This window comes from Ferrovibrio sp. MS7 (genome assembly GCF_038404985.1).
Lineage (GTDB): Bacteria > Pseudomonadota > Alphaproteobacteria > Ferrovibrionales > Ferrovibrionaceae > Ferrovibrio > Ferrovibrio plantarum.
In genome coordinates, this window is the sequence record NZ_JBBKBA010000001.1 from 919,708 (window position 1) to 937,523 (window position 17,816).

Here is a 17,816-nt window from a genome sequence, read left to right on the forward strand (position 1 = left end):
AAAATTGCTCAACCAGAAATATAAATCCACCAAGTCTTGTTCCAAGAAGGCTATACAATAAAACCAAGCTGCTTCTCGTTATGTGCCTCTGCCCCACAGGCCGCAATAGCGCCGCGCCACGAAGGGCAGGTTGCTGGCATAGCCGGGCCAGCTTTCGTATTGCGGCAGCTTGAAGTCGCGCTCCGCCGTATCCCAGCATTTGCCGTCCTGCGCCAGGATCTTCATGGCCGCCGACGCGTCTTCGAGGAATTTGAGCTGGGCGCGCACATCATCCTTGGTGCCGAGCCGGTCATTCGGGCCGGGATGGCCGGGGATCAGGCGGTCCCAGTCCATTTTCAGCACCTTTTTCATAAAGGCTTCGGTTTCCAGTGGATGGAAGTCGATCATGCCGCGCCCCGGCACGCTGCCCACCGGGATGGTATCGACGATAAAGACAATCCGTTCCTTCGGTAGCCGCATCACCAGGGTCGAGTCGGAATGATTGAGGCCGTGATAGCTCAGTTCCAGCACAGTGCCGCCGAGCGTGATGGTGCGGCCCTTGTCGCTCACCACCTCATCGGGCAGCACGGTATGCGGATCGCGCAGCTTGGCCAGCCGGGTCTTGGCCTTGTGATGCGCCACGAAGATCGCGCCGGCTTCCTTGAAGGCCTTGCCGCCGGCAATGTGGTCGTAATGGTGATGGCTGTAGATCACGTATTTCACCGGCTTGTCGGTGACCTTGCGGATCTCATCGAGATATTGCTGACCGCCGAACGGCTTGCCATAGGCCACCGGATCGGTGGCGATCACGCCATCCGAAGTCACCACGAACATCGCCTGATGGCCGCCATTGCGGAACACATAGACATTGTCGGTGCCATCCACCTTGGTGGTCTGGATCGCGGGCCGAGCTGGCTGCTGTTGGGCCGGCTGGGCCTGCGCGTTGCTGCTGAACAAGGCTGCCGCGCCAAGCAGCGCAGCGATCATGACACGGATCATTGCTGTTTCCCCCAGGTTGTCGTTACGCGAACTCTAGGGGCGCTATCGCGATAGCGGCAATAAACCTTTCCGTGATTACCAGCGCAGCAGCCTGTGTCCCAGCAGGGCACCGAGGCCGGTGACGATAACGCCGCTCAGGCCATACCAGGTGAGCACGAAAAGCGGCGAATCATCCGGGCAATGCAGGGCATAGAAGCTGGCGGCGATGCCGGCTGAGGCCAGCCCGGCCAGCGCGCCGGCCTGGGCGGCATGGCGCGGGGCGCCGGCGCGCAGGGCATAGAGCAGGGCGGCCAGCGGCGCCAGCGAGAGCAGCGGGATCGCCACCATGCACACGGCGGCATTGCGCCCCACTAGGCGCGGCAGCCAGGCCTCGCGCGGCAGCAGCAGCAATTCCGCCAGCACGGCCAGCCCGAGCAATGCCAGCACGGCCAGCAGCGGCGCCAGGCGCGGCGCCGCCTGGGGCCGGTAGAGGCTGATGGCCTGGCGCAAAGCCAGCAAAGCCAGCATCGCCGCCACCGCCAGTTTCAGCAGGAAGCGCCATGTGCCGGCGGCAGCCGCGATATCGCCGCGCACACCAAGCTCGATCAGCATCGCCGCCAGCGCCACGACAATGCCTAAGGCCGGCAGCAGCCACAGCCGCAGCCAGGCCTTCGGCGGCTTGGTGGCGGCATCGGCGGCCAGCGCATTGATCAGATCGTCGGTTTTCATCACCTTCTCCTTATCGCCGCGCCAGGCTGGCAAGGTGGCGCAGCGCGCGGTGCAGGGTCACGCGCACGGCACCATCGCTCATGCCAAGCTGGCGGCCCAGGTCATTGGCGCTGCGGCCTTCCATTGCCATGCCGGCAACGATGGCGCGCTGCCTTTCGGGCAGGCTTTGCAGCAGCGTATCGGCGTCGATGGCATGATCAGCCTCGGCTGCCGCGTCGCCGGGCGCCGCCAGTTCCTCGATCTCATCCAGCGGCAGATGCTGGCGGAAGCCGCCACGGCGCAAGGCATCCACCAGCTTGTGATGCGCGATGGCGCCGAGCCAGGGCCGCAAAGGTTGCGCCTGGTCCCAGGTATGGCGTTTGAGATGCAAAGCCAGCAGCGTCTCCTGCACGATATCCTCGCATTCCGCATCGGGCCGTCCGGCACGCGCCAGGCCGCGCCGCACCATCGGGCGCAGCTTCACCGCCGCCGCCTGCAGGAACAGGCGGTATGCGGCTTCGTCGCCGCCATTGGCCGCGCGCAGCAGGTCGTCCAGTTCTGTCTCCCGTTCCGCCACGCGGTCCTATTCCTGTTTCGCAGCGCCAGGGCCAAACGTTACAGCCCCGCCGCCTAAAAAAACCAGACCACATTATGCAACACGAAAGCGTGAGCCTGTAACGCCGGTGCATCGGGCCGCGAATACCTCCTTAGCAAGCCAAGCCCGGCTTGCGCATCAGGCCAAGCTAGACTTGCCCATCAGGAGAGAGACCCCACCATGTCCCACCGCACCCTCGGCTTCGCCATCGCCGCCACGCTCGCCACCGCCGTCAGCACCGCCGCGCTGCTGTCCTCCCCCGCCCAGGCCCAGACCTCGGGCGACAAGGAGCGCTGCTACGGCATCTCGATGGCCGGCAAGAATGACTGCGCCTCCACTGGCAACAATTCCTGCGCCGGCACCGCCAAGATGGATTATGAGAAGGCGGCCTGGAAGTATGTCGCCAAGGGCACCTGCGCCAGCATGCAGGTGCAGCTGAAAGATGGCAGCAAGCGCATGGGCTCACTCGAGCCGGTGAAGGGCTAAGCCCGCCATGCTGGTGGACCGCTCGCGCGACCGGCTGCCGTTCATCCGGCCGCGCTGCGCCCTGCCTTGCCGCGCTGGTGTCGGGCTCAAGCCCGAACATTACGCGGCAATTCTGGCAGAGCCGCTGGCGCCGGATTGCGGCGTCGGCTGGTTCGAGCTGCATCCTGAGAATTATCTCGGCGCGGGCGGTCCACCGCATTACTTCCTCGAACGCATCCGCGATCGCTATCCGCTGTCCTTTCACGGCGTCGGGCTGTCGATCGGCGGTGCCGGCCCGCTGGATAAAGCGCATCTCGGCGAGCTGCGCCGCCTGGTGGATCGCTATCAGCCGGCGCAATTCTCCGAGCATCTCGCCTGGTCCAGCCATGGCGGCGCGTATCTGAATGATCTGCTACCGCTGCCATACACCAAGCAAACCCTGGCGCTGGTTGCCGATCATGTCGATCAGGCGCAGCAGGCTTTGGGCCGCCGCATGCTGATCGAGAACCCGGCTACCTATCTCGGCTTCGCCGCGTCGACGATGCCGGAAATCGATTTCCTGGCACAGCTTTCGCTGCGCAGCGGCTGTGGCCTGCTGCTCGATGTCAACAATGTTTGTGTCTCGGCTGCCAATCATGGCTTCAGCGCGGAAAGCTATATCGACCGCTTTCCGATCTCGCTGGTCGGCGAAGTGCATCTCGCCGGCCATGCCGTGCTGGAGGATGGTGGCGATAGCGTGCTGATCGACAGCCATGACCGCCCGGTCGGCGATGCGGTCTGGTCGCTCTATGACCGGCTGTTGCGGCGCGGCTGCACGACGCCGGTGTTGATCGAATGGGATGGCGATATTCCTGCCTGGTCGCGGCTGCAGGCGGAAGCACGCCGCGCCGGCGCAATGCTGGTGCAGCATGGCCAGGCCTTCGCCGAGGCAAGCTGAGATGAACGCCGCGCTTCATGCCCTGCAGGCGTCCTTCGCTGCTGCCCTGCTCGATCCCGATGCGGCAGCGCCAGCGGGCGTTGCCGGTCGCCGCTTCACGATCTACCGCAACAACGTGCAGGCCAGCCTGGCAGCGGCTTTGGAAGCGCGTTTCCCGGTGATCCGCCGTCTGGTCGGGGATGAATTCTGCCGCGCGCTGATGCTCAGCTTTCTGCGTGCGGCACCGCCCAGCGGTCCGGTGCTGGCGCGCTATGGCGCCGGGCTTGGCGATTTCCTGGAGGGTTTCGCTCCCGCCGCCACGCTGCCGTATCTCGCCGATATGGCGCGGCTGGAATGGGCGCGCAGCGAGGCCTATCACGCCGCCGATGCGCCGGTGGTGCAGATTGATGCTCTCGCGTTACTCCCGCAAGACCAGCTGCCAGCCGCGCGGCTGCTGCTGCATCCGGCCCTGCGCCTGGTGGCCTCGGCTTATCCCATCGTGTCGCTGTGGCACACCAATGCCCATGACGCGGAAGTACGCCCGTTGAGCGATGCCCTGCCCGGCGAAGCCGCACTGATCACGCGGCCGCATCTTGAAGTGCTGGTCACGCCTTTGCCTGGGAGCGGTGCGGCTTTGGTTGCCGCCTTGCTGGATGGCGCGGATTTTGCCGAGGCCGCAGAAGCGGCCGGCACGCAAGCGGATCTGCCGCGCCTGCTGGCCCTGCTGTTCGATGCCGGCGCCATAGCCGGCGTTTCAGTTGCCTGAACCAAAGAGGAAACCATGACGATTGCCCTCGCGCCGCTGCTGGCGCTGTTCCAGCGCATCCCGCATGACCTGATCGCGCTGCTGGCGCGCATTGGCATCGGCGCCGTGTTCCTGCGTTCCGGCCTGCTGAAATGGGATGGCTGGGCCGATGGCACCACGCTGGCGCTGTTCCGCGAGGAATACCGCCTGCCGTTGCTGCCGCCGGAGATCGCAGCACCCTTGGCGATGGCGGCTGAATTATCGCTGCCGCCGCTTTTGCTGCTCGGCCTGGCGACGCGCTTTGCCGCTTTGGGCCTGCTCGGCATGACCCTGGTGATCCAGGTCTTCGTCTATCCCAATGCCTTCGATACCCATGCCACCTGGGCCGTGGCTTTGCTCTACCTGATCAGGCAGGGCGCGGGCGTGGTGTCAGTGGATCGGCTGCTCGGCGGCCGGCTGGGCTGAAGCCGTTCAGCTTTCCTTGCCCAGCACGCGGTGCAGCTTGCGCAGCAGGCGGCGCCGTTCCGGATCGCTGCCGGCGCGGCGGAGTTGCTGCTGCACCTGCAGCATGAGCTGCGCATAGTCGTTATGCCAGTCATGCCCGGCCATGGCCTCGGCTTCGGCATAGCGGTCGAGCCGCTTGCGCGCCACGCCGGCTTTCAGCAGGCGCGGATGCGGCGCTGTCAGGTCGTAATATTCATCCAGCTTCGGCACCGTTACCATCGGCGCCTGTTCGCCCCAGCCGGCTATGGCGCTGCGCAATGCCGCGATGGCATCGGCCTCGCCATGGGTCAGCAGCAGGCCGCGCCGCACCGGCAGCCGGTCGCGCAGCCAATCGAGCAATTCATCATGGTCGGCATGGCCGGAATAGATTTCCAGCTTGCGGATGCTGGCCCGCACCTGCACTTCGTCGCCCTGGATGCGCACCGGGTTGGTGCCCTGTTCCAGCAGCGCGCCGAGCGTGCCGGCGGCCTGATAGCCGATCAGCAGCACGGTGGCATTGGCCCGCCACAGATTGTTCTTCAGGTGATGCCGGATGCGGCCGGCCTCGCACATGCCGGAAGCGGCGATGATGATGGCGCCGCCGCTCACCTGCTCGATCTGCATGCTTTCCTGCACGCTGCGGGTGAAATGCAGGCTGCCGCCCTGGAAGGGCTGGCGCTCGCTGCTCTGCACGCCATTGGTCTTGTGCAGGTAGCGCGCGAAGACATTCGTGATATTGGTCGCCAGCGGTGAATCGACAAAGACCGGCACGCGTTTCACCGCGCCTTCCGCCATCAGCCGCGTCAGGTCGGCGAGCAATTCCTGGGTCCGCTCCACGGCAAAGGCCGGGATCACCAGGTTGCCGCCGGCGGCGAGCGCGGTATTCACCTCGGCGGCCAGGGCGGCGCGGCGGCCGGCATCGTCCAGCTTCGGCCGTGGCCGGCCGCCATAGGTCGATTCCATCACCACCACATCCAGCGCCTTGGGCGCTTCGGCGATTTCCTGCAAGGCCTTGTGTTCCGGGCCAATATCGCCGGAGAACAGCAACCGCAGGGTTTCGCCGCCGCTTTCCGCTTCCAGTTCGATGGAGGTGGCGCCGAGAATATGGCCGGCATTCCAGAACCGGGCCCGCAGCCCAGGCACCACTTCGAACCAGGTGTTGTAGTCGCGCGGCAGCAGCAATTGCAGGCTGGCCTCGGCGTCGTCCACGGTATAGATCGGCTGCACGATGCCGAGGCCGCGGCGCTGATTACGGCGGTTCAGCCGCTCCACTTCCATTTCCTGGATGCCGCCGGAATCCGGCAGCATGAAGCGCAGCAGGTCGACCGTGCCGGGCGTGGCATAGATCGGGCCGCCATAGCCGGCCTTGGTCAGTTTCGGCACCAGGCCGCTATGGTCGGTATGGGCATGGGTCAGCAGCACGGCGGCGATGTGGCGCGGATCGAACGGCCAGGCTTCGTAATTCATCTGCTTCAGGGTCTTGTCGCCCTGGAACATGCCGCAATCGATCAGCACCGCCTGGTTGCCGATTTCCAGCCGGTAGCAGGAGCCGGTAACGGTGCCGGCGGCACCATGCACGCCAAGACGCAGACTCATGGTGCATTCTCCCTGCCGGCGGTGCCGTTGATATGGTAGCCGTTATCCTGCTGCGCCAGTTCGGCAGCGAAACCGAGATCGGCATCCAGCCCGGCATGGATGCGGTAGAGCGGTTCGCCCTGGCGCACCGGTTCGCCGATCTTGCGCAGCAGGTCAACGCCGGCATGCTTGAAGGCCGGCGCCCCGGCCATGCGCGCCACCCGGGCGATACGCAGGCAGTCGATGCCGCTGACCACGCCGCTGGCCGGAGCGAATACCTCGCGGCTGGTGCTGCTGGGCGCCGGGATGCCGGCACTCGCGCCCTGTGCCTCGATCAGCCGTTCCATGGCGCGCAAGGCGGCGCCGCTTTCCAGCAACTCGCGGGCGCGGCGGATGCCCTGGCCGCCCTTCACCGCCGCATCGGCCTCGATCAGCGCGCCGGCCAGCAGCAGGGCGCGCTCGCGCAGATCGGCCGGTGCCGTCGCCTCGTTGCGCAGCACCGCCATCACGTCGCGCGCCTCCAGCACCGGGCCGACGCCGCGGCCGATCGGCTGGCTGCCATCGGTGATGCGGATATCCAGCGACAGGCCGATGGCGCCGCCGACATATTCAAACAGCTTGCGCAGCCGCACTGCATCGGCCTGGCTGCGCAGCTTGGCGCTGGGGCCCACCGGCAGGTCGAGTACCAGGTGGCGCGAGCCGGCGGTCAGCTTCTTCGACAGGATCGATGCCACCATCTGCTCGCGCGTATCGATGCCGAGCGGCCGCTCCACGGTGATCATCACGTCATCGGCCGGCGACAGATTGACCCGCCCGCCCCAGACCAGGCAGCCGCCGATGCGGTCGACGATGGCGCGCATCTCATCGGTGCCGATATCCACGCGGGCCAGCACTTCCATGGTATCGGCAGTGCCGGCCGGCGAAGTGATGGCGCGCGACGAGGTTTTCGGAATCGTCAGGCCATGGGCCATCGCCAGCGGCACCACGATCATCGAGGTGCGGTTGCCGGGAATGCCGCCGATGCAATGCTTGTCCACCACCAGCCGTCCGCCCCAATCCAGCCGGCGCCCGACATTGGCCATGGCACGGGTGAGGCGCAGCACTTCCTCCACGGTCATGAAGCCGGCGCAGCCGACCAGGAAGGCGGCCACTTCCATCTTGCTGTAGCGCGAGGCGGCGATATCGCCGATCACCGCCGCGTATTCGGCATCGCTCAGCTCATGGCCCTCGATCTTGCGCCGCAATGCCTCCAGGCTGTCCACCGGGCGCGGATGCGCGATGCGCACCGAACTGCCGGCGGCGATGCCGAAAACCCGGAAGGCTTCTTCCGAAAGCCCCAGCTCATCGCCCTGCAGCAGCGCGGGATCGTCAACGATATTCAGCGTCGCCAGCAGGCAGGAGCCACCCGCCGCGCGGATTTCGATCTTGCCCAGCGCCTGGAATTCATCGGCACGGTAATGGCTGCAGGCACGGCTGAGATAGGCGATGCTTTCGCGGTGGGTGTCGATGGCGATGCGTTTCAGCTTCAGCATGATACGGTGCGGGATTAGTTTTCTGTGGTATTTGCCTGTCACCCGGTCGCCAGTCTAACCTCGCCATCGCCGCCGGGCCAGCCACGGCGCCCCGTGAAGCGCCACAGGGAGGAAAGCATGCGCCTGCTGCTGCCGCTGCCAGGAAACCAGGCCCTCGCCGCCGAACTGGCGCGGCTGGGTGCCGGCCCCTGCGGCGAGGTCGAAACGCGGCATTTTCCCGATGGCGAAAGCTATGTGCGGCTGCATGGCGATCTGCAAGGGCGCGAGGCGGTGCTGATCTGCACGCTCGCGGCGCCCGATCCGCTGTTGCTGCCGCTGGTCTTCGCCGCCGATGCGGCGCGCGAGCTTGGCGCCAGCCGGGTCACGCTGCTGGCGCCTTATCTCGCCTATATGCGGCAGGACAAGCGCTTTCAGCCCGGCGAGGCGGTGTCGTCGAAAAGCTTCGCCGCCATCCTGTCGCGGCATGTCGACCGCCTGATCACCGTCGATCCGCATCTGCATCGCTATCCCGCGCTCGATGCGCTCTACACCATTCCGGCCCAGGCGCTGCATGCCGCACCGCTGCTGGCCGACTGGATCGCCGCCGCCGTGCCCGATGCGCTGCTGCTCGGGCCGGATGCCGAAAGCGAGCAATGGGTGGCCGCAGTGGCGGCGCGGGCCGGGGCGCCGCATGCCGTGCTGGCCAAGACCCGCCATGGCGACCGTGATGTCGAAATCGCCTTGCCCGATCTTTCCGCCTATCGCGGCCGCCAGCCGGTGCTGGTGGATGATATCGCCTCCTCGGGCCGCACGCTGATGCAGGCGGCGCGGCTGCTGGTGGCGCAAGGCCTGCCCAAGCCGGTCTGCGCCGTGGTGCATGCGCTGTTCGCCGGCGATGCCTATGCCGCCTTGCAGCCGCTGGCCAGCCGCATCGTCTCCTGCGATAGCGTGCCGCATCCCAGCAACGCCATCAGCCTGGCGCCGCTGCTGGCGGCGGCGCTGTAGGGCCGGTCGCGGCCTCACTATACTTTAAGGGAACATGACAAGAACGTGGGCCGGGCCAGGGCAACCAGGGCCGGGCAGCGGAAGGGCTGGATTGGTGGAGCCGAGGGGAATCGAACCCCTGACCTCCTCATTGCGAACGAGGCGCTCTCCCATCTGAGCTACGGCCCCAGTCCGTTCCGGCCCGCTTACGCAATCTCGCGGGCGGCATGCTTGTAGCCAAGGCGGCCCGGTTTGTCCACACCCCTCTAGCGGCTTTTTCCGGCCCTGGCGGCGTTCCCCGGGTGTCTGGCGCGGCGTTCGGGCGGGCCATTCCGGCCCTGTTATTGCCAAGCCGGGCGGCAGCCGGTATCAAGGGCCATCCTGTCCCCGCCGCTCTTTTCGAGGAACCGCGATGTATGCGCTGATCTGGCTGATCGACACCTTGATCGGTCTCTATATCTGGCTGCTGATCGCCTCGGCCATCCTGAGCTGGCTGGTCGCCTTCAATGTCATCAACACCCGCAACCGCTTCGTCTACCTGGTCGGCGATTTCCTCTACCGCGTCACCGAGCCGGCGTTGCGGCCGATCCGCCGCGTGGTGCCCAATCTCGGCGGCCTGGATATTTCGCCGGTGCTGCTGATCCTGCTGCTGATGTTCGTGCAGCGGCTGCTGGTGCAGGATCTGGCCCGCCTGCTGCTCTGACGACGGCTGCTGCCCTGACGACGGTGCTGCCCTGAAGCCTTACGTGGAAATCGGTGGCGGCCTGCGGCTGCTGGTGCGGCTGACGCCGAAGGCATCGCGCGATGGCGTGCTGGGCCTGAAGCCTGCCGCCAAGGGCGGCGTGGAACTGGCCATCGGCGTCACCGCCGTGCCGGAGAAGGGCAAGGCCAATGCCGCCCTGCTGCGGCTGCTGGCAAAGGAACTAGGCGTGGCGGGCCGCGATTTGAGCCTCGCTGCCGGCGAGACCGACCGGCACAAGCAGGTGGCGCTGGACGGCGATGTGACGATGTGGCGGGCGCGGCTCGATGCCTGGCTTGCCGGGTTTAAGATGAAGGATTAGTGCAATGACCGCCAAGCTGATCGAAGGCAAGCCCATCGCCGCCGAATTGCGTGCCGAGGTGGCGGCGAAGGTGCCGCTGTTCCAGGCCCGCACGGGCCGCGTGCCCGGCCTTACTGTGGTGCTGGTGGGCGAGGACCCGGCGAGCCAGGTCTATGTCCGCAACAAGGGCGTGCTGACCCGCGAGGCCGGCATGGTCTCCGACGAGATCAAGCTGCCGGCCAGCACCAGCCAGGCCGAATTGCTCGGCGTCGTGGCGCGGCTCAATGCCGATGAGCGTGTCGATGGCATTCTGGTACAGATGCCGCTGCCCGGCCATATCGATACCCAGAAGATCATCGAAGCCATCGACCCGGCCAAGGATGTGGATGGCCTGCATCCGGTGAATGCCGGCATGCTGGCGCAGGGCATGGAAGCCCTGGTGCCCTGCACGCCGAAGGGCTGCATGATCATGCTGGAAAAGATCGGCGCCGAGGTGGCCGGTGCCTATGCGCTGGTGATCGGCCGCTCGATCCTGGTCGGCCGCCCGATGGCGGCGTTGCTGATCGGCGCCTCGGCCACCGTCACTGTGGCGCATTCGCGCAGCCGCGACCTGCCGTCGCTCTGCAAGGCCGCCGACATCGTGGTCGCCGCCGTTGGCCGGCCCGAAATGGTGCGCGGCGAGTGGCTCAAGCGTGGTGCCATCGTCATCGATGTCGGCATCAACCGCATCCCGAAGGAAGACGGCAAGACCAGACTGGTCGGCGATGTGCATTTCGCTTCCGCCGTGGAAGTCGCCGGCGCCATCACCCCGGTGCCCGGCGGCGTCGGCCTGATGACCACCGCCTGCCTGCTCGGCAACACGCTCACCGCCGCCTGCCGCCGCGCCGGGATCGATCCCGGCGCGCTGTAAGACCTGGGCGGGGATCGAATTGTAATTCCCATGCGTCATGCCCGGGCTTGACCCGGGCATCTTTCTCCATTGGCACGAGATGCCCGCATCAAGTGCGGGCATGACGACGTATCGTTGGGGCAGCCCTCCCCGATGCCGGCCCTTCCCCCACGACAGGCTTTCGCTTCGCCTGAATCCGGCTAAGCTGGCGGCATGGGGAAACGCCTGCCGCCTTTGCTCGCGCTTGAAGCCTTTGATGCCGCCGCCCGCCATATGAGCTTCAAGGCGGCAGCCGGCGAACTCAACCTCACGCCCTCTGCGATTAGCCACCGGGTCAAGGCGCTGGAGCGCCATCTCGGCCTGCCGCTGTTCCGCCGGCTCAACCGCGAGATCCGCTTCACTGAAGCGGGCCAGGATTATTTCGGCAGCGTGCGCCGGGCGCTGGACGAAGTGGCGCGCGCCTCGCAGCGGCTGCAGGCGCCAAGCCAGGGCGACGAGCTGCGTGTCTCCGCCGTGCCCTTCATCGCCGCCGCCTGGCTGATCCCCAATCTCGAAAGCTTTCTCGATAGCCAGCCCGGCCTGCGGCTCTATGTCGAATCGACCCAGCGCAACGCCGATTTCGCCCGCGATCCGGTCGATGCCGCGATCCGCTGGGGCCATGGCCGCTGGCCCGGCCTGTCCTCGACGCGGCTCGCCAGCATTTCGGTAACGCCGGTGGCCTCGCCCAAACTGATGCAGGGCAGGGGCGCCTTGCGCGCGCTGACCCGGCCGCGCGACCTGCGCGACCATACGCTGATCCACCTGTCTTACTTACCGAAAGCCTGGGACCGCTGGCTGGCGGCGGCGGGTGTTGCCGGCCTCAAGCCGAAGCGCGAAATCTGGGTCGACAACATGCAGCAGGCGATTGATGCCGCCGAACGCGGCATCGGCATCACGCTCGGCGTCACGCCGCTCTTGGCGCCGCGCCTGCTGGAACAGCGGCTGGTGATGCCGTTCGGCCTCGAATTGTCGGAGAATTATGCCTACTGGTTTGTCTGCCGTCGCGCCGAGGCCGACCGGCCGAGGCTCAAGGCATTGCGCGACTGGCTGGTGCAGCTTCTGGCCCAGGCCGATGTCCAGATGAAGCTGCTTCAGGCGAAGCGGCCATTTTAGCGGTTGTCTCTGCCCTGGCCTGGCGCCATGGTCGCGCCATGACGCAGATACCCGAACCGGAAAGCATCAGCCTCACCGCCGCCGATGGCCGCCGCCTCGCCGCGACCTATTACGCCCCGCTTGGCGATGCCGGCCTGAGCCTGCAGATCAATTCCGCCACCGCCGTGCCGCGCCGCTACTACGATGCCTTCGCCCGCCACATGGCGGCACGCGGCATCGCGGTGCTGACTTTCGATTACCGTGGCATTGGTGAGTCGCGCGGCGGGCCGGCCGAGGCTATGGAGCATTGGGGCGCGCTGGATGCCGTGGCGGCGACCGACTGGCTGCTGGCGCAGCGGCCCAATGCCGGGCTGGCTTTGCTTGGCCATTCCTTCGGTGGTCAGGTGCTTGGCCTCTCGCCGCATATCGGCAAATTCAAGGCTGTCATGCTGGTCGGCTCGCAAAGCGGCTACTGGCGCCACTGGCCCGGCCTGCGGGCGAAACTGCGCATGCTGGCGCTGTGGTATCTGCTGATCCCGGTGCTGACCCGGCTGCAGGGCCAGATGCCCGGCGCGATCTTTGGTGGCGAGCCGCTGCCGCGCGGCGTGGCTTTGCAATGGGCGCGCTGGGGCCGCTCACGGCATTATATCTCGGATGAACAGGGCCAGCCGCTCCGGCCCTATAATCACCTGCTGCGCTCAGCCCTGCTCAGCCTCAGTTTCAGCGATGATACGATTGCGCCGCGCCAGGCCGCCGATGCGCTGATGGACTATTACCCGCAGGCGCAGGTCGAACGCCGCCATGTCGCGCCGGGTGATTGGGGCCTGCAACAGATCGGCCATTTCGGTTTTTTCCGCCGCGCCATGCCGGTGCAATACTGGGACATGGCCGCCGACTGGCTGTTGCACCAGTCCGGAGCGATGACGCGCGCCGCCTGATCCACTATATCCGCATCCATGCGGATCGAGCCGATATGGATTGGTATAAGCGCCGGCCTCGGCGCCGGCGCGCTCTGGGGCCTCACCTTCATCGTGCCGTTGCTGGTGCCGCAATTCGGCGCCGTCACGATCACGGCGGCGCGCTATCTGGTTTATGGCCTGCTGTCGCTGCTGCTGCTCAGCCGCCGGCCGCTGCGCGATCTGCTGCGCCGCCACTGGCGCGCGCTGCTCGGCCTCGCCGTGCTGGGCAATCTCGGCTATTCGGTGCTGATGGTTTTGGCCGTGCAGCGCACCGGCGCGGCGCTCACCGCCTTGATCATCGGCTGCCTGCCGATCGTGGTGCCGCTCTCGGTGGCCTGGCGCGATGCCGCCTTGCTGCGCCGCCTCAGCCTGCCGCTGGCGCTGATCCTCGCCGGCCTGCTGCTGCAACAGACGCCACAGTTGGATGGCCGGCTCGACTGGCTCGGCATTGGCGCCGCGCTCGGCGCGCTGGCGGTGTGGAATATCTATGCCCTGCTCAATGCCCGGCATCTGGCGCGGCATCCAGACCTCGACGCCGCCGACTGGTCGTCGCTGATCGGGCTTGGCTGTCTGCTCGGCCTGCCGTTGCTGCTGCCGCTGTTCCCGCTCTTCGATGGCAGTCTGCCGGATGTGCCGGCAACAGCCTGGTGGCTGCTTGGCGGCACGGCCTTGCTTACCGGGCTCGGTTCCGCCTGGGCCGCCACCTGGGCCTGGAATGTCGCTTCACGGCGCCTGCCGGTGGCGCTGGCCGGGCAATTGATCGTGTCGGAAACCCTGTTCGCTTTGCTCTACGCCTTCCTGCATGAAGGGCGTGGGCCGGATGGCCGTGAATTGCTGGCGATGCTGCTGGTGATCGGCGGCGTCAGCCTCGGCGTGCGGGTGCTGCACCCGAAACAGTAACTGTGGCAGTATCCTCCCAATCCGGGAGGAACCAGCCATGCCGCTGCCGCAGCCGATCCATGACCGCATTCAGAATCTGCTGATCAATTCACCGCTCGGCAGCCGGCTCGGCCTGCAACTGCTCGAAGCCGAGCCCGACCGCGTATTGCTCGGCCTGCCGTTCCAGCCCGGCAATGTCACCGTCGGCAGCATGGTGCATGGCGGCGCCATCGCCACGCTGATCGACGTGTCGGGCATGGCCGCCGCCGTGTCCAATGCGCCGCCGGAAAGCCAGCACCGCGCCGCCACCGCTTCCCTGGTGGTGAATTATCTTGGGCCGGCGAATGGCGTGGAAATCCGCGCCGAAGCCCAAGTGCTGAAACGCGGCAAATCGCTGGTGGTCAGCCGCATCACGGTGCGCGACGCTGCCGGCAACCTGGTCGCCGATGGCACGGTGACAAGTAAATTGGGCTAGGCCTGTCACAGAATGGCGGCCCGCCACGTCTTGGGGGTATCGCAACAGGAGATCCGCCATGAACCATGCCCTGACTGAAAAACTCGCCCGCGTCGAAGCCTCGGAAGCCCGGCTTGGCGGCGTCCGCCTGGATTACATGCGCGAGATGGCGGCGCTTGGCTCCGCCGTGTTCGAGCGCATGGAGGCATTCGGCGCGCTCGCCCATCAACAGGGCATGCTCAAGCCAGAACAGGCGGCGATCATCCGCTTTGCCACGCTCGGTGCCATCCAGGCCGATGATTGCGGTGAATGTGTGCAGATCCATGTCAATCTCGACCGCGCCGCCGGCACCGATCCCGCCCTGTTGCGCCTCGCCCTGGCGCGGCAACCGGAAAAACTTCCGCCCGCCTATGGCCTGGCCTGGCGCTTCGGCCAGGCGGTGGCACGGAATGCCGACGACATGGAAGAACTGCGCCAGGAACTGGAAGCCATCATCGGCCGCGCTGCCATGTTCGAACTCGGCTTCGCGCTGGCCTGCATGCGGGTCTACCCGACACTGAAGCGCGCCACCGGCTATGCCTTGAGCTGCAGCAAGGTGGAAATCGCGGCATGAATTCTCACGCCGACATCTTCGAGCGCCACCGCCGCCGCCTGCAGGCGCTGGCCTACCGCATGCTCGGCAGCCTCGGCGAGGCCGAGGATGCGGTGCAGGACACGTATCTGCGCTGGCATAACCAGGAGGTCGCCGCTTTGCGCAGCCCGGAAGCCTGGCTGGTCACCGCCTGCACCCGGCTTTGCATCGACCGCCTGCGCGCCGCGAAAGTCGAGCGCGAAGCCTATACCGGCCCGTGGCTGCCGGAACCGGTGGTGTCCCCCGATGCCGGCTTCGAGGTCGAGCTGGCGGAAAGCCTTTCCATGGCTTTCCTGCTGGTGCTGGAGCGATTGTCGCCACCGGAGCGCGCCGCCTATCTGCTGCGCCAGGCTTTCGATTACGAGTATCCGCAGATCGCCGAGATCCTCGGCAAGTCGGAAGCCGCGTGCCGGCAACTGGTCAGCCGCGCCGAGAAGCATCTGCGCGAGGAACGGCCACGCTTCGGCGCCGATGCCGCTGCCGCGCGCGACCTGGCGAAACGGTTCGCGGCCGCCACCGAGAGCGGTGATCCGGCAGCGTTTGCTGGATTGCTGGCGGAAGATGCCCTGATCTGGTCGGATGGTGGCGGCAAGGCGCAGGCGGCGCTGAACGTGATCCACGGCGCCGACCGCTGCGCCCGCTTCTTCGCCGGCATCGCGCGCAAGCGCCGCGCGGGCCATGAACGGCGGCTCTGCCGCGTCAACGGCCAGCCCGGCTTTGTCGTGTTCGAGAACGGGATGCCGGTCTCGGTATTCACGTTTGAAATCGTCGAGAACCGTATCCGCAGCATCTTCGTGGTGCGCAACCCGGACAAGCTGGCGCGGCTGGAGTTGCTACACTAAACCCAGCCGCAGCAGGCGGCCGAAGCCCGGTACTGCCTCCTCGACGCCACCAAGCCGCAGGCAATGCCAGGCCAGAGCCTGGTTGCTGGTGACGATGGGTTTGCCGATCTCCTGCTCCAGCGCCTCGATATGCGGCACCAGGCGGAGAGCCGTGCAGGAAACGAATACCGCATCGGTGTCAGGCGCGGCGCGGCAAAGGTCGCGCACCGCCTGCACGGCGGTATCCGGCGTCACGCGGTTCACCATGCCGCCATTGGCGATGTTCCAGGAGGCCATCGCCGGCACCGCGAAACCCTGCTCGATCAAATAGCCGCGCATGGCGCGGTTCACGTCATCCTGATAGGGCGAGAGGAAAGCCAGGCGGTGCGCACCGAGCCGGCGCAGCGCCAGGCAGCCGGCTTCCATCGGCGTGGTGCAATGGATGTCCGGGCGGGTCTGGCGCAGCAATGCATGCACGCGCGGAATGCCGATGCTGAGCGAACCCGAGGTGCAGCCGAATGCCATCACTTCCAGCCGCAGGCCGGGCAGCAGCAGGGCTGCGGCATCGCTCAAACCGCCTTCCATGCGGCGCAGGGTTTCCAGGTTCACATTGCCGGCATGGTGCAGGATGCGGGTGACGTAATGCGCCACGCCGGGTTGGTCCCAGATGCGGCGGCATTCTTCTTCGATGGTCTGGTCGCCAGACAGCGCGATCAGGCCGATACGCAGCCGCGGTCCCATGCCGGCATCCAGCTCATAGGGCAGGTTCTGCAGGTCAATGGCCAGTGTGGAATCAGACGCGGGGATGGGGGCGGCAGACATGGCAAGGCTCCTTCTGGCGCCAGCCTGCCACAATTGCCACGTCAAGGAAACCGTAATTGACTAAATCGTCAATAACGCGCGGTGCTGGAAAGAGATTCGTGCTGCCGCGAGAGCGGTGGCGAAAATATAAAGTTGTCATTGCCGCCGGGCCCTACGGGCCTGTGCGCCCACGAACGCCTCTGGCGTTCGCGCGCTTACAGTGATCCGGCGATCTTGGCCCACCTGGCATGAGATGCCCGCATCAAGTGCGGGCATGACGCATTTTGGTCGGGCCTAAGCCATTGCGCGGCGGGAGAGCGCGTCCTCGATGGCATTCCAGATTTCCGCCTCGATCTTGGTGCCGTTGAAGCGGTTGATCTGCTGGATGCCGGTGGGCGAGGTGACATTGATCTCGGTGAGATAGTCGCCGATCACGTCGATGCCGACGAAGATCAGGCCGTCGCGCTTGAGATGCGGGCCGATCATCTCGCAGATTTCTTCCTCGCGCTTGGTCAGCGCGGTCTTTTTCGGCTGGCCGCCGACATGCATGTTGGAACGCGCCTCGCCTTCCGCCGGCACGCGGTTCACCGCACCTGCCGGGCGGCCATCCACCAGGATGATGCGCTTGTCGCCGGCGCGCACTTCCGGCAGGTAGCGTTGCACGATCACCGGTTCGCGGCTCAACTTGGTGAACATCTCATAGAGCGAGCCGAGATTCTCGTCGCCGGGCTTCAAGTGGAACACGCCGGCGCCGCCATTGCCGAACAGCGGCTTGAGGATGATGTCCTTGTGTTCGGCGCGGAATTCCTTGATCGCCTCGAAGTCGGAGGAAATCAGCGTCGGCGGCAGCAGGCCGTCGAAATGCGTCACGTAGAGCTTTTCCGGCGCATTGCGCACGGCGACCGGGTTGTTCACCACCAGGGTATGCGGATGGACATGCTCCAGCAGATGCGTGGCGGTGATATAGGCCATGTCGAAGGGCGGATCCTGGCGCATCAGCACCACGTCCATGTCGATCAGGTCGATCAGTTCCGGGGCGCCGAGCGTGAAATGGTTGCCGCGCTCATGGCGCAGCCGCAGCGGGCGGGCGCGGGCCAGCACGCGGCGGTCATGGAAGCTCAGGTCCTTGGGCAGGTAATGCCACAACGTATAGCCGCGCGCCTCGGCCTCCAGGCCGAGCACGAAGGTGCTGTCGCCATCGAAATCAATACTTTCGATGGGGTCCATCTGGATCGCCACCTTCAACGCCATGGCCTTACCCTCTTGCTGGTT

At 66.3% G+C, this 17,816-nt stretch carries 21 protein-coding genes and 1 tRNA gene; 14 read left to right on the forward strand and 8 right to left on the reverse strand.

The window, feature by feature from the left end:
• Positions 1-78: 78 nt before the first annotated feature.
• The 3 genes from V6B08_RS04370 to V6B08_RS04380 form a co-directional block, all read right to left on the reverse strand.
• Positions 79-978 carry an MBL fold metallo-hydrolase gene (locus V6B08_RS04370; protein WP_341978487.1) on the reverse strand — a complete coding sequence of 300 codons (900 nt, stop codon included), beginning with the start codon at positions 976-978 and terminating at the stop codon, positions 79-81.
• 75 nt (positions 979-1,053) lie between these two features.
• On the reverse strand, positions 1,054-1,686 hold the full coding sequence (locus tag V6B08_RS04375) for an NrsF family protein (RefSeq protein ID WP_341978489.1): 633 nt from the start codon (positions 1,684-1,686) through the stop codon (positions 1,054-1,056).
• Positions 1,687-1,696: 10 nt separating this feature from the next.
• Positions 1,697-2,242 (reverse strand): sigma-70 family RNA polymerase sigma factor, encoded by a 546-nt coding sequence (locus tag V6B08_RS04380; protein ID WP_341978490.1) that lies wholly within the window; start codon positions 2,240-2,242, stop codon positions 1,697-1,699.
• Between the two features lie 198 nt (positions 2,243-2,440).
• Between V6B08_RS04380 and V6B08_RS04385 the strand changes: the two genes are divergently transcribed.
• Genes V6B08_RS04385 through V6B08_RS04400 form a run of 4 tightly spaced genes read left to right on the forward strand, consistent with a single transcriptional unit; the run spans position 2,441 to position 4,851 of the window.
• A complete protein-coding gene (locus tag V6B08_RS04385; protein ID WP_341978492.1) occupies positions 2,441-2,746 on the forward strand; it encodes a BufA1 family periplasmic bufferin-type metallophore in 306 nt (101 codons plus the stop codon).
• Positions 2,747-2,753: 7 nt separating this feature from the next.
• The gene (gene bufB, locus V6B08_RS04390) at positions 2,754-3,662 is read left to right on the forward strand and encodes an MNIO family bufferin maturase (RefSeq protein ID WP_341978493.1); all 909 of its coding nucleotides are present in this window, start codon (positions 2,754-2,756) and stop codon (positions 3,660-3,662) included.
• A gap of 1 nt (position 3,663) precedes the next feature.
• Entirely contained in the window at positions 3,664-4,407 is a 744-nt protein-coding gene (locus V6B08_RS04395; protein WP_341978496.1) for an HvfC/BufC family peptide modification chaperone, read from the forward strand.
• A 15-nt stretch (positions 4,408-4,422) separates the two neighbouring features.
• Complete coding sequence (locus V6B08_RS04400) at positions 4,423-4,851, forward strand: DoxX family protein (protein WP_341978498.1); 429 nt, start codon at positions 4,423-4,425, stop codon at positions 4,849-4,851.
• Positions 4,852-4,857: 6 nt separating this feature from the next.
• On the opposite strand, the gene V6B08_RS04405 is transcribed toward V6B08_RS04400, so the two are convergent.
• Both V6B08_RS04405 and V6B08_RS04410 read right to left on the reverse strand, forming a co-directional pair.
• Complete coding sequence (locus V6B08_RS04405) at positions 4,858-6,465, reverse strand: MBL fold metallo-hydrolase (protein ID WP_341978500.1); 1,608 nt, start codon at positions 6,463-6,465, stop codon at positions 4,858-4,860.
• A complete protein-coding gene (locus V6B08_RS04410; RefSeq protein WP_341978502.1) occupies positions 6,462-7,976 on the reverse strand; it encodes a thymidine phosphorylase family protein in 1,515 nt (504 codons plus the stop codon). Before V6B08_RS04410 ends, V6B08_RS04405 begins: the two co-directional genes overlap by 4 nt.
• 117 nt (positions 7,977-8,093) lie before the next feature.
• Here V6B08_RS04410 and V6B08_RS04415 point away from each other — a divergent pair, with 117 nt between their 5' ends.
• Positions 8,094-8,960, forward strand: coding sequence for a ribose-phosphate pyrophosphokinase (locus tag V6B08_RS04415; RefSeq protein ID WP_341978504.1), 867 nt, complete (start codon positions 8,094-8,096; stop codon positions 8,958-8,960).
• A gap of 92 nt (positions 8,961-9,052) precedes the next feature.
• On the opposite strand, the gene V6B08_RS04420 is transcribed toward V6B08_RS04415, so the two are convergent.
• Positions 9,053-9,128: transfer RNA gene (locus V6B08_RS04420), tRNA-Ala, on the reverse strand.
• A gap of 223 nt (positions 9,129-9,351) precedes the next feature.
• On the opposite strand from V6B08_RS04420, the gene V6B08_RS04425 reads away from it, so the two are divergent.
• The 9 genes from V6B08_RS04425 to V6B08_RS04465 all read left to right on the forward strand — a co-directional run bounded on the left by V6B08_RS04425 (position 9,352) and on the right by V6B08_RS04465 (position 15,764).
• On the forward strand, positions 9,352-9,642 hold the full coding sequence (locus V6B08_RS04425; RefSeq protein ID WP_341978506.1) for a YggT family protein: 291 nt from the start codon (positions 9,352-9,354) through the stop codon (positions 9,640-9,642).
• Between the two features lie 43 nt (positions 9,643-9,685).
• On the forward strand, positions 9,686-10,000 hold the full coding sequence (locus tag V6B08_RS04430; RefSeq protein WP_341978508.1) for a DUF167 family protein: 315 nt from the start codon (positions 9,686-9,688) through the stop codon (positions 9,998-10,000).
• Between the two features lie 4 nt (positions 10,001-10,004).
• Positions 10,005-10,889: a bifunctional methylenetetrahydrofolate dehydrogenase/methenyltetrahydrofolate cyclohydrolase FolD gene (folD, locus tag V6B08_RS04435; RefSeq protein WP_341978510.1), complete on the forward strand. Its 885-nt coding sequence runs from the start codon at positions 10,005-10,007 to the stop codon at positions 10,887-10,889.
• A 192-nt stretch (positions 10,890-11,081) separates the two neighbouring features.
• On the forward strand, positions 11,082-12,020 hold the full coding sequence (gene gcvA, locus V6B08_RS04440) for a transcriptional regulator GcvA (RefSeq protein WP_341978511.1): 939 nt from the start codon (positions 11,082-11,084) through the stop codon (positions 12,018-12,020).
• Positions 12,021-12,058: 38 nt separating this feature from the next.
• Positions 12,059-12,937 (forward strand): alpha/beta hydrolase family protein, encoded by an 879-nt coding sequence (locus V6B08_RS04445; protein ID WP_341978513.1) that lies wholly within the window; start codon positions 12,059-12,061, stop codon positions 12,935-12,937.
• A gap of 18 nt (positions 12,938-12,955) precedes the next feature.
• Positions 12,956-13,858: a DMT family transporter gene (locus V6B08_RS04450; protein ID WP_341978515.1), complete on the forward strand. Its 903-nt coding sequence runs from the start codon at positions 12,956-12,958 to the stop codon at positions 13,856-13,858.
• 37 nt (positions 13,859-13,895) lie between these two features.
• Entirely contained in the window at positions 13,896-14,312 is a 417-nt protein-coding gene (locus V6B08_RS04455; RefSeq protein WP_341978517.1) for a PaaI family thioesterase, read from the forward strand.
• A gap of 58 nt (positions 14,313-14,370) precedes the next feature.
• A complete protein-coding gene (locus V6B08_RS04460; RefSeq protein ID WP_341978519.1) occupies positions 14,371-14,904 on the forward strand; it encodes a hypothetical protein in 534 nt (177 codons plus the stop codon).
• On the forward strand, positions 14,901-15,764 hold the full coding sequence (locus V6B08_RS04465) for an RNA polymerase sigma-70 factor (RefSeq protein ID WP_341978521.1): 864 nt from the start codon (positions 14,901-14,903) through the stop codon (positions 15,762-15,764). The genes V6B08_RS04460 and V6B08_RS04465 overlap by 4 nt, the downstream gene beginning before the upstream one ends.
• Here the strand turns inward: V6B08_RS04465 and V6B08_RS04470 are convergent.
• Together V6B08_RS04470 and gshB are read right to left on the reverse strand one after the other, a co-directional pair.
• Entirely contained in the window at positions 15,756-16,565 is an 810-nt protein-coding gene (locus V6B08_RS04470; protein WP_341978522.1) for a maleate cis-trans isomerase family protein, read from the reverse strand. The genes V6B08_RS04465 and V6B08_RS04470 overlap by 9 nt on opposite strands.
• Positions 16,566-16,838: 273 nt before the next feature.
• The gene (gene gshB / locus V6B08_RS04475; protein WP_341978523.1) at positions 16,839-17,795 is read right to left on the reverse strand and encodes a glutathione synthase; all 957 of its coding nucleotides are present in this window, start codon (positions 17,793-17,795) and stop codon (positions 16,839-16,841) included.
• Positions 17,796-17,816: the final 21 nt, after the last annotated feature.

Coding starts and splice junctions, on each gene's coding strand:
- V6B08_RS04445 (WP_341978513.1), top strand. CDS start 12,059: ATGACGCAGATACCCGAACCGGAAAGCATCAGCCTCACCGCCGCCGAT.
- V6B08_RS04405 (WP_341978500.1), bottom strand. CDS start 6,465: ATGAGTCTGCGTCTTGGCGTGCATGGTGCCGCCGGCACCGTTACCGGC.
- V6B08_RS04400 (WP_341978498.1), top strand. CDS start 4,423: ATGACGATTGCCCTCGCGCCGCTGCTGGCGCTGTTCCAGCGCATCCCG.
- V6B08_RS04385 (WP_341978492.1), top strand. CDS start 2,441: ATGTCCCACCGCACCCTCGGCTTCGCCATCGCCGCCACGCTCGCCACC.
- V6B08_RS04450 (WP_341978515.1), top strand. CDS start 12,956: ATGCGGATCGAGCCGATATGGATTGGTATAAGCGCCGGCCTCGGCGCC.
- V6B08_RS04455 (WP_341978517.1), top strand. CDS start 13,896: ATGCCGCTGCCGCAGCCGATCCATGACCGCATTCAGAATCTGCTGATC.
- V6B08_RS04415 (WP_341978504.1), top strand. CDS start 8,094: ATGCGCCTGCTGCTGCCGCTGCCAGGAAACCAGGCCCTCGCCGCCGAA.
- V6B08_RS04460 (WP_341978519.1), top strand. CDS start 14,371: ATGAACCATGCCCTGACTGAAAAACTCGCCCGCGTCGAAGCCTCGGAA.
- V6B08_RS04425 (WP_341978506.1), top strand. CDS start 9,352: ATGTATGCGCTGATCTGGCTGATCGACACCTTGATCGGTCTCTATATC.
- V6B08_RS04375 (WP_341978489.1), bottom strand. CDS start 1,686: ATGAAAACCGACGATCTGATCAATGCGCTGGCCGCCGATGCCGCCACC.
- V6B08_RS04465 (WP_341978521.1), top strand. CDS start 14,901: ATGAATTCTCACGCCGACATCTTCGAGCGCCACCGCCGCCGCCTGCAG.
- bufB (WP_341978493.1), top strand. CDS start 2,754: ATGCTGGTGGACCGCTCGCGCGACCGGCTGCCGTTCATCCGGCCGCGC.
- V6B08_RS04470 (WP_341978522.1), bottom strand. CDS start 16,565: ATGTCTGCCGCCCCCATCCCCGCGTCTGATTCCACACTGGCCATTGAC.
- V6B08_RS04410 (WP_341978502.1), bottom strand. CDS start 7,976: ATGCTGAAGCTGAAACGCATCGCCATCGACACCCACCGCGAAAGCATC.
- gshB (WP_341978523.1), bottom strand. CDS start 17,795: ATGGCGTTGAAGGTGGCGATCCAGATGGACCCCATCGAAAGTATTGAT.
- V6B08_RS04370 (WP_341978487.1), bottom strand. CDS start 978: ATGATCCGTGTCATGATCGCTGCGCTGCTTGGCGCGGCAGCCTTGTTC.
- V6B08_RS04395 (WP_341978496.1), top strand. CDS start 3,664: ATGAACGCCGCGCTTCATGCCCTGCAGGCGTCCTTCGCTGCTGCCCTG.
- gcvA (WP_341978511.1), top strand. CDS start 11,082: ATGGGGAAACGCCTGCCGCCTTTGCTCGCGCTTGAAGCCTTTGATGCC.
- folD (WP_341978510.1), top strand. CDS start 10,005: ATGACCGCCAAGCTGATCGAAGGCAAGCCCATCGCCGCCGAATTGCGT.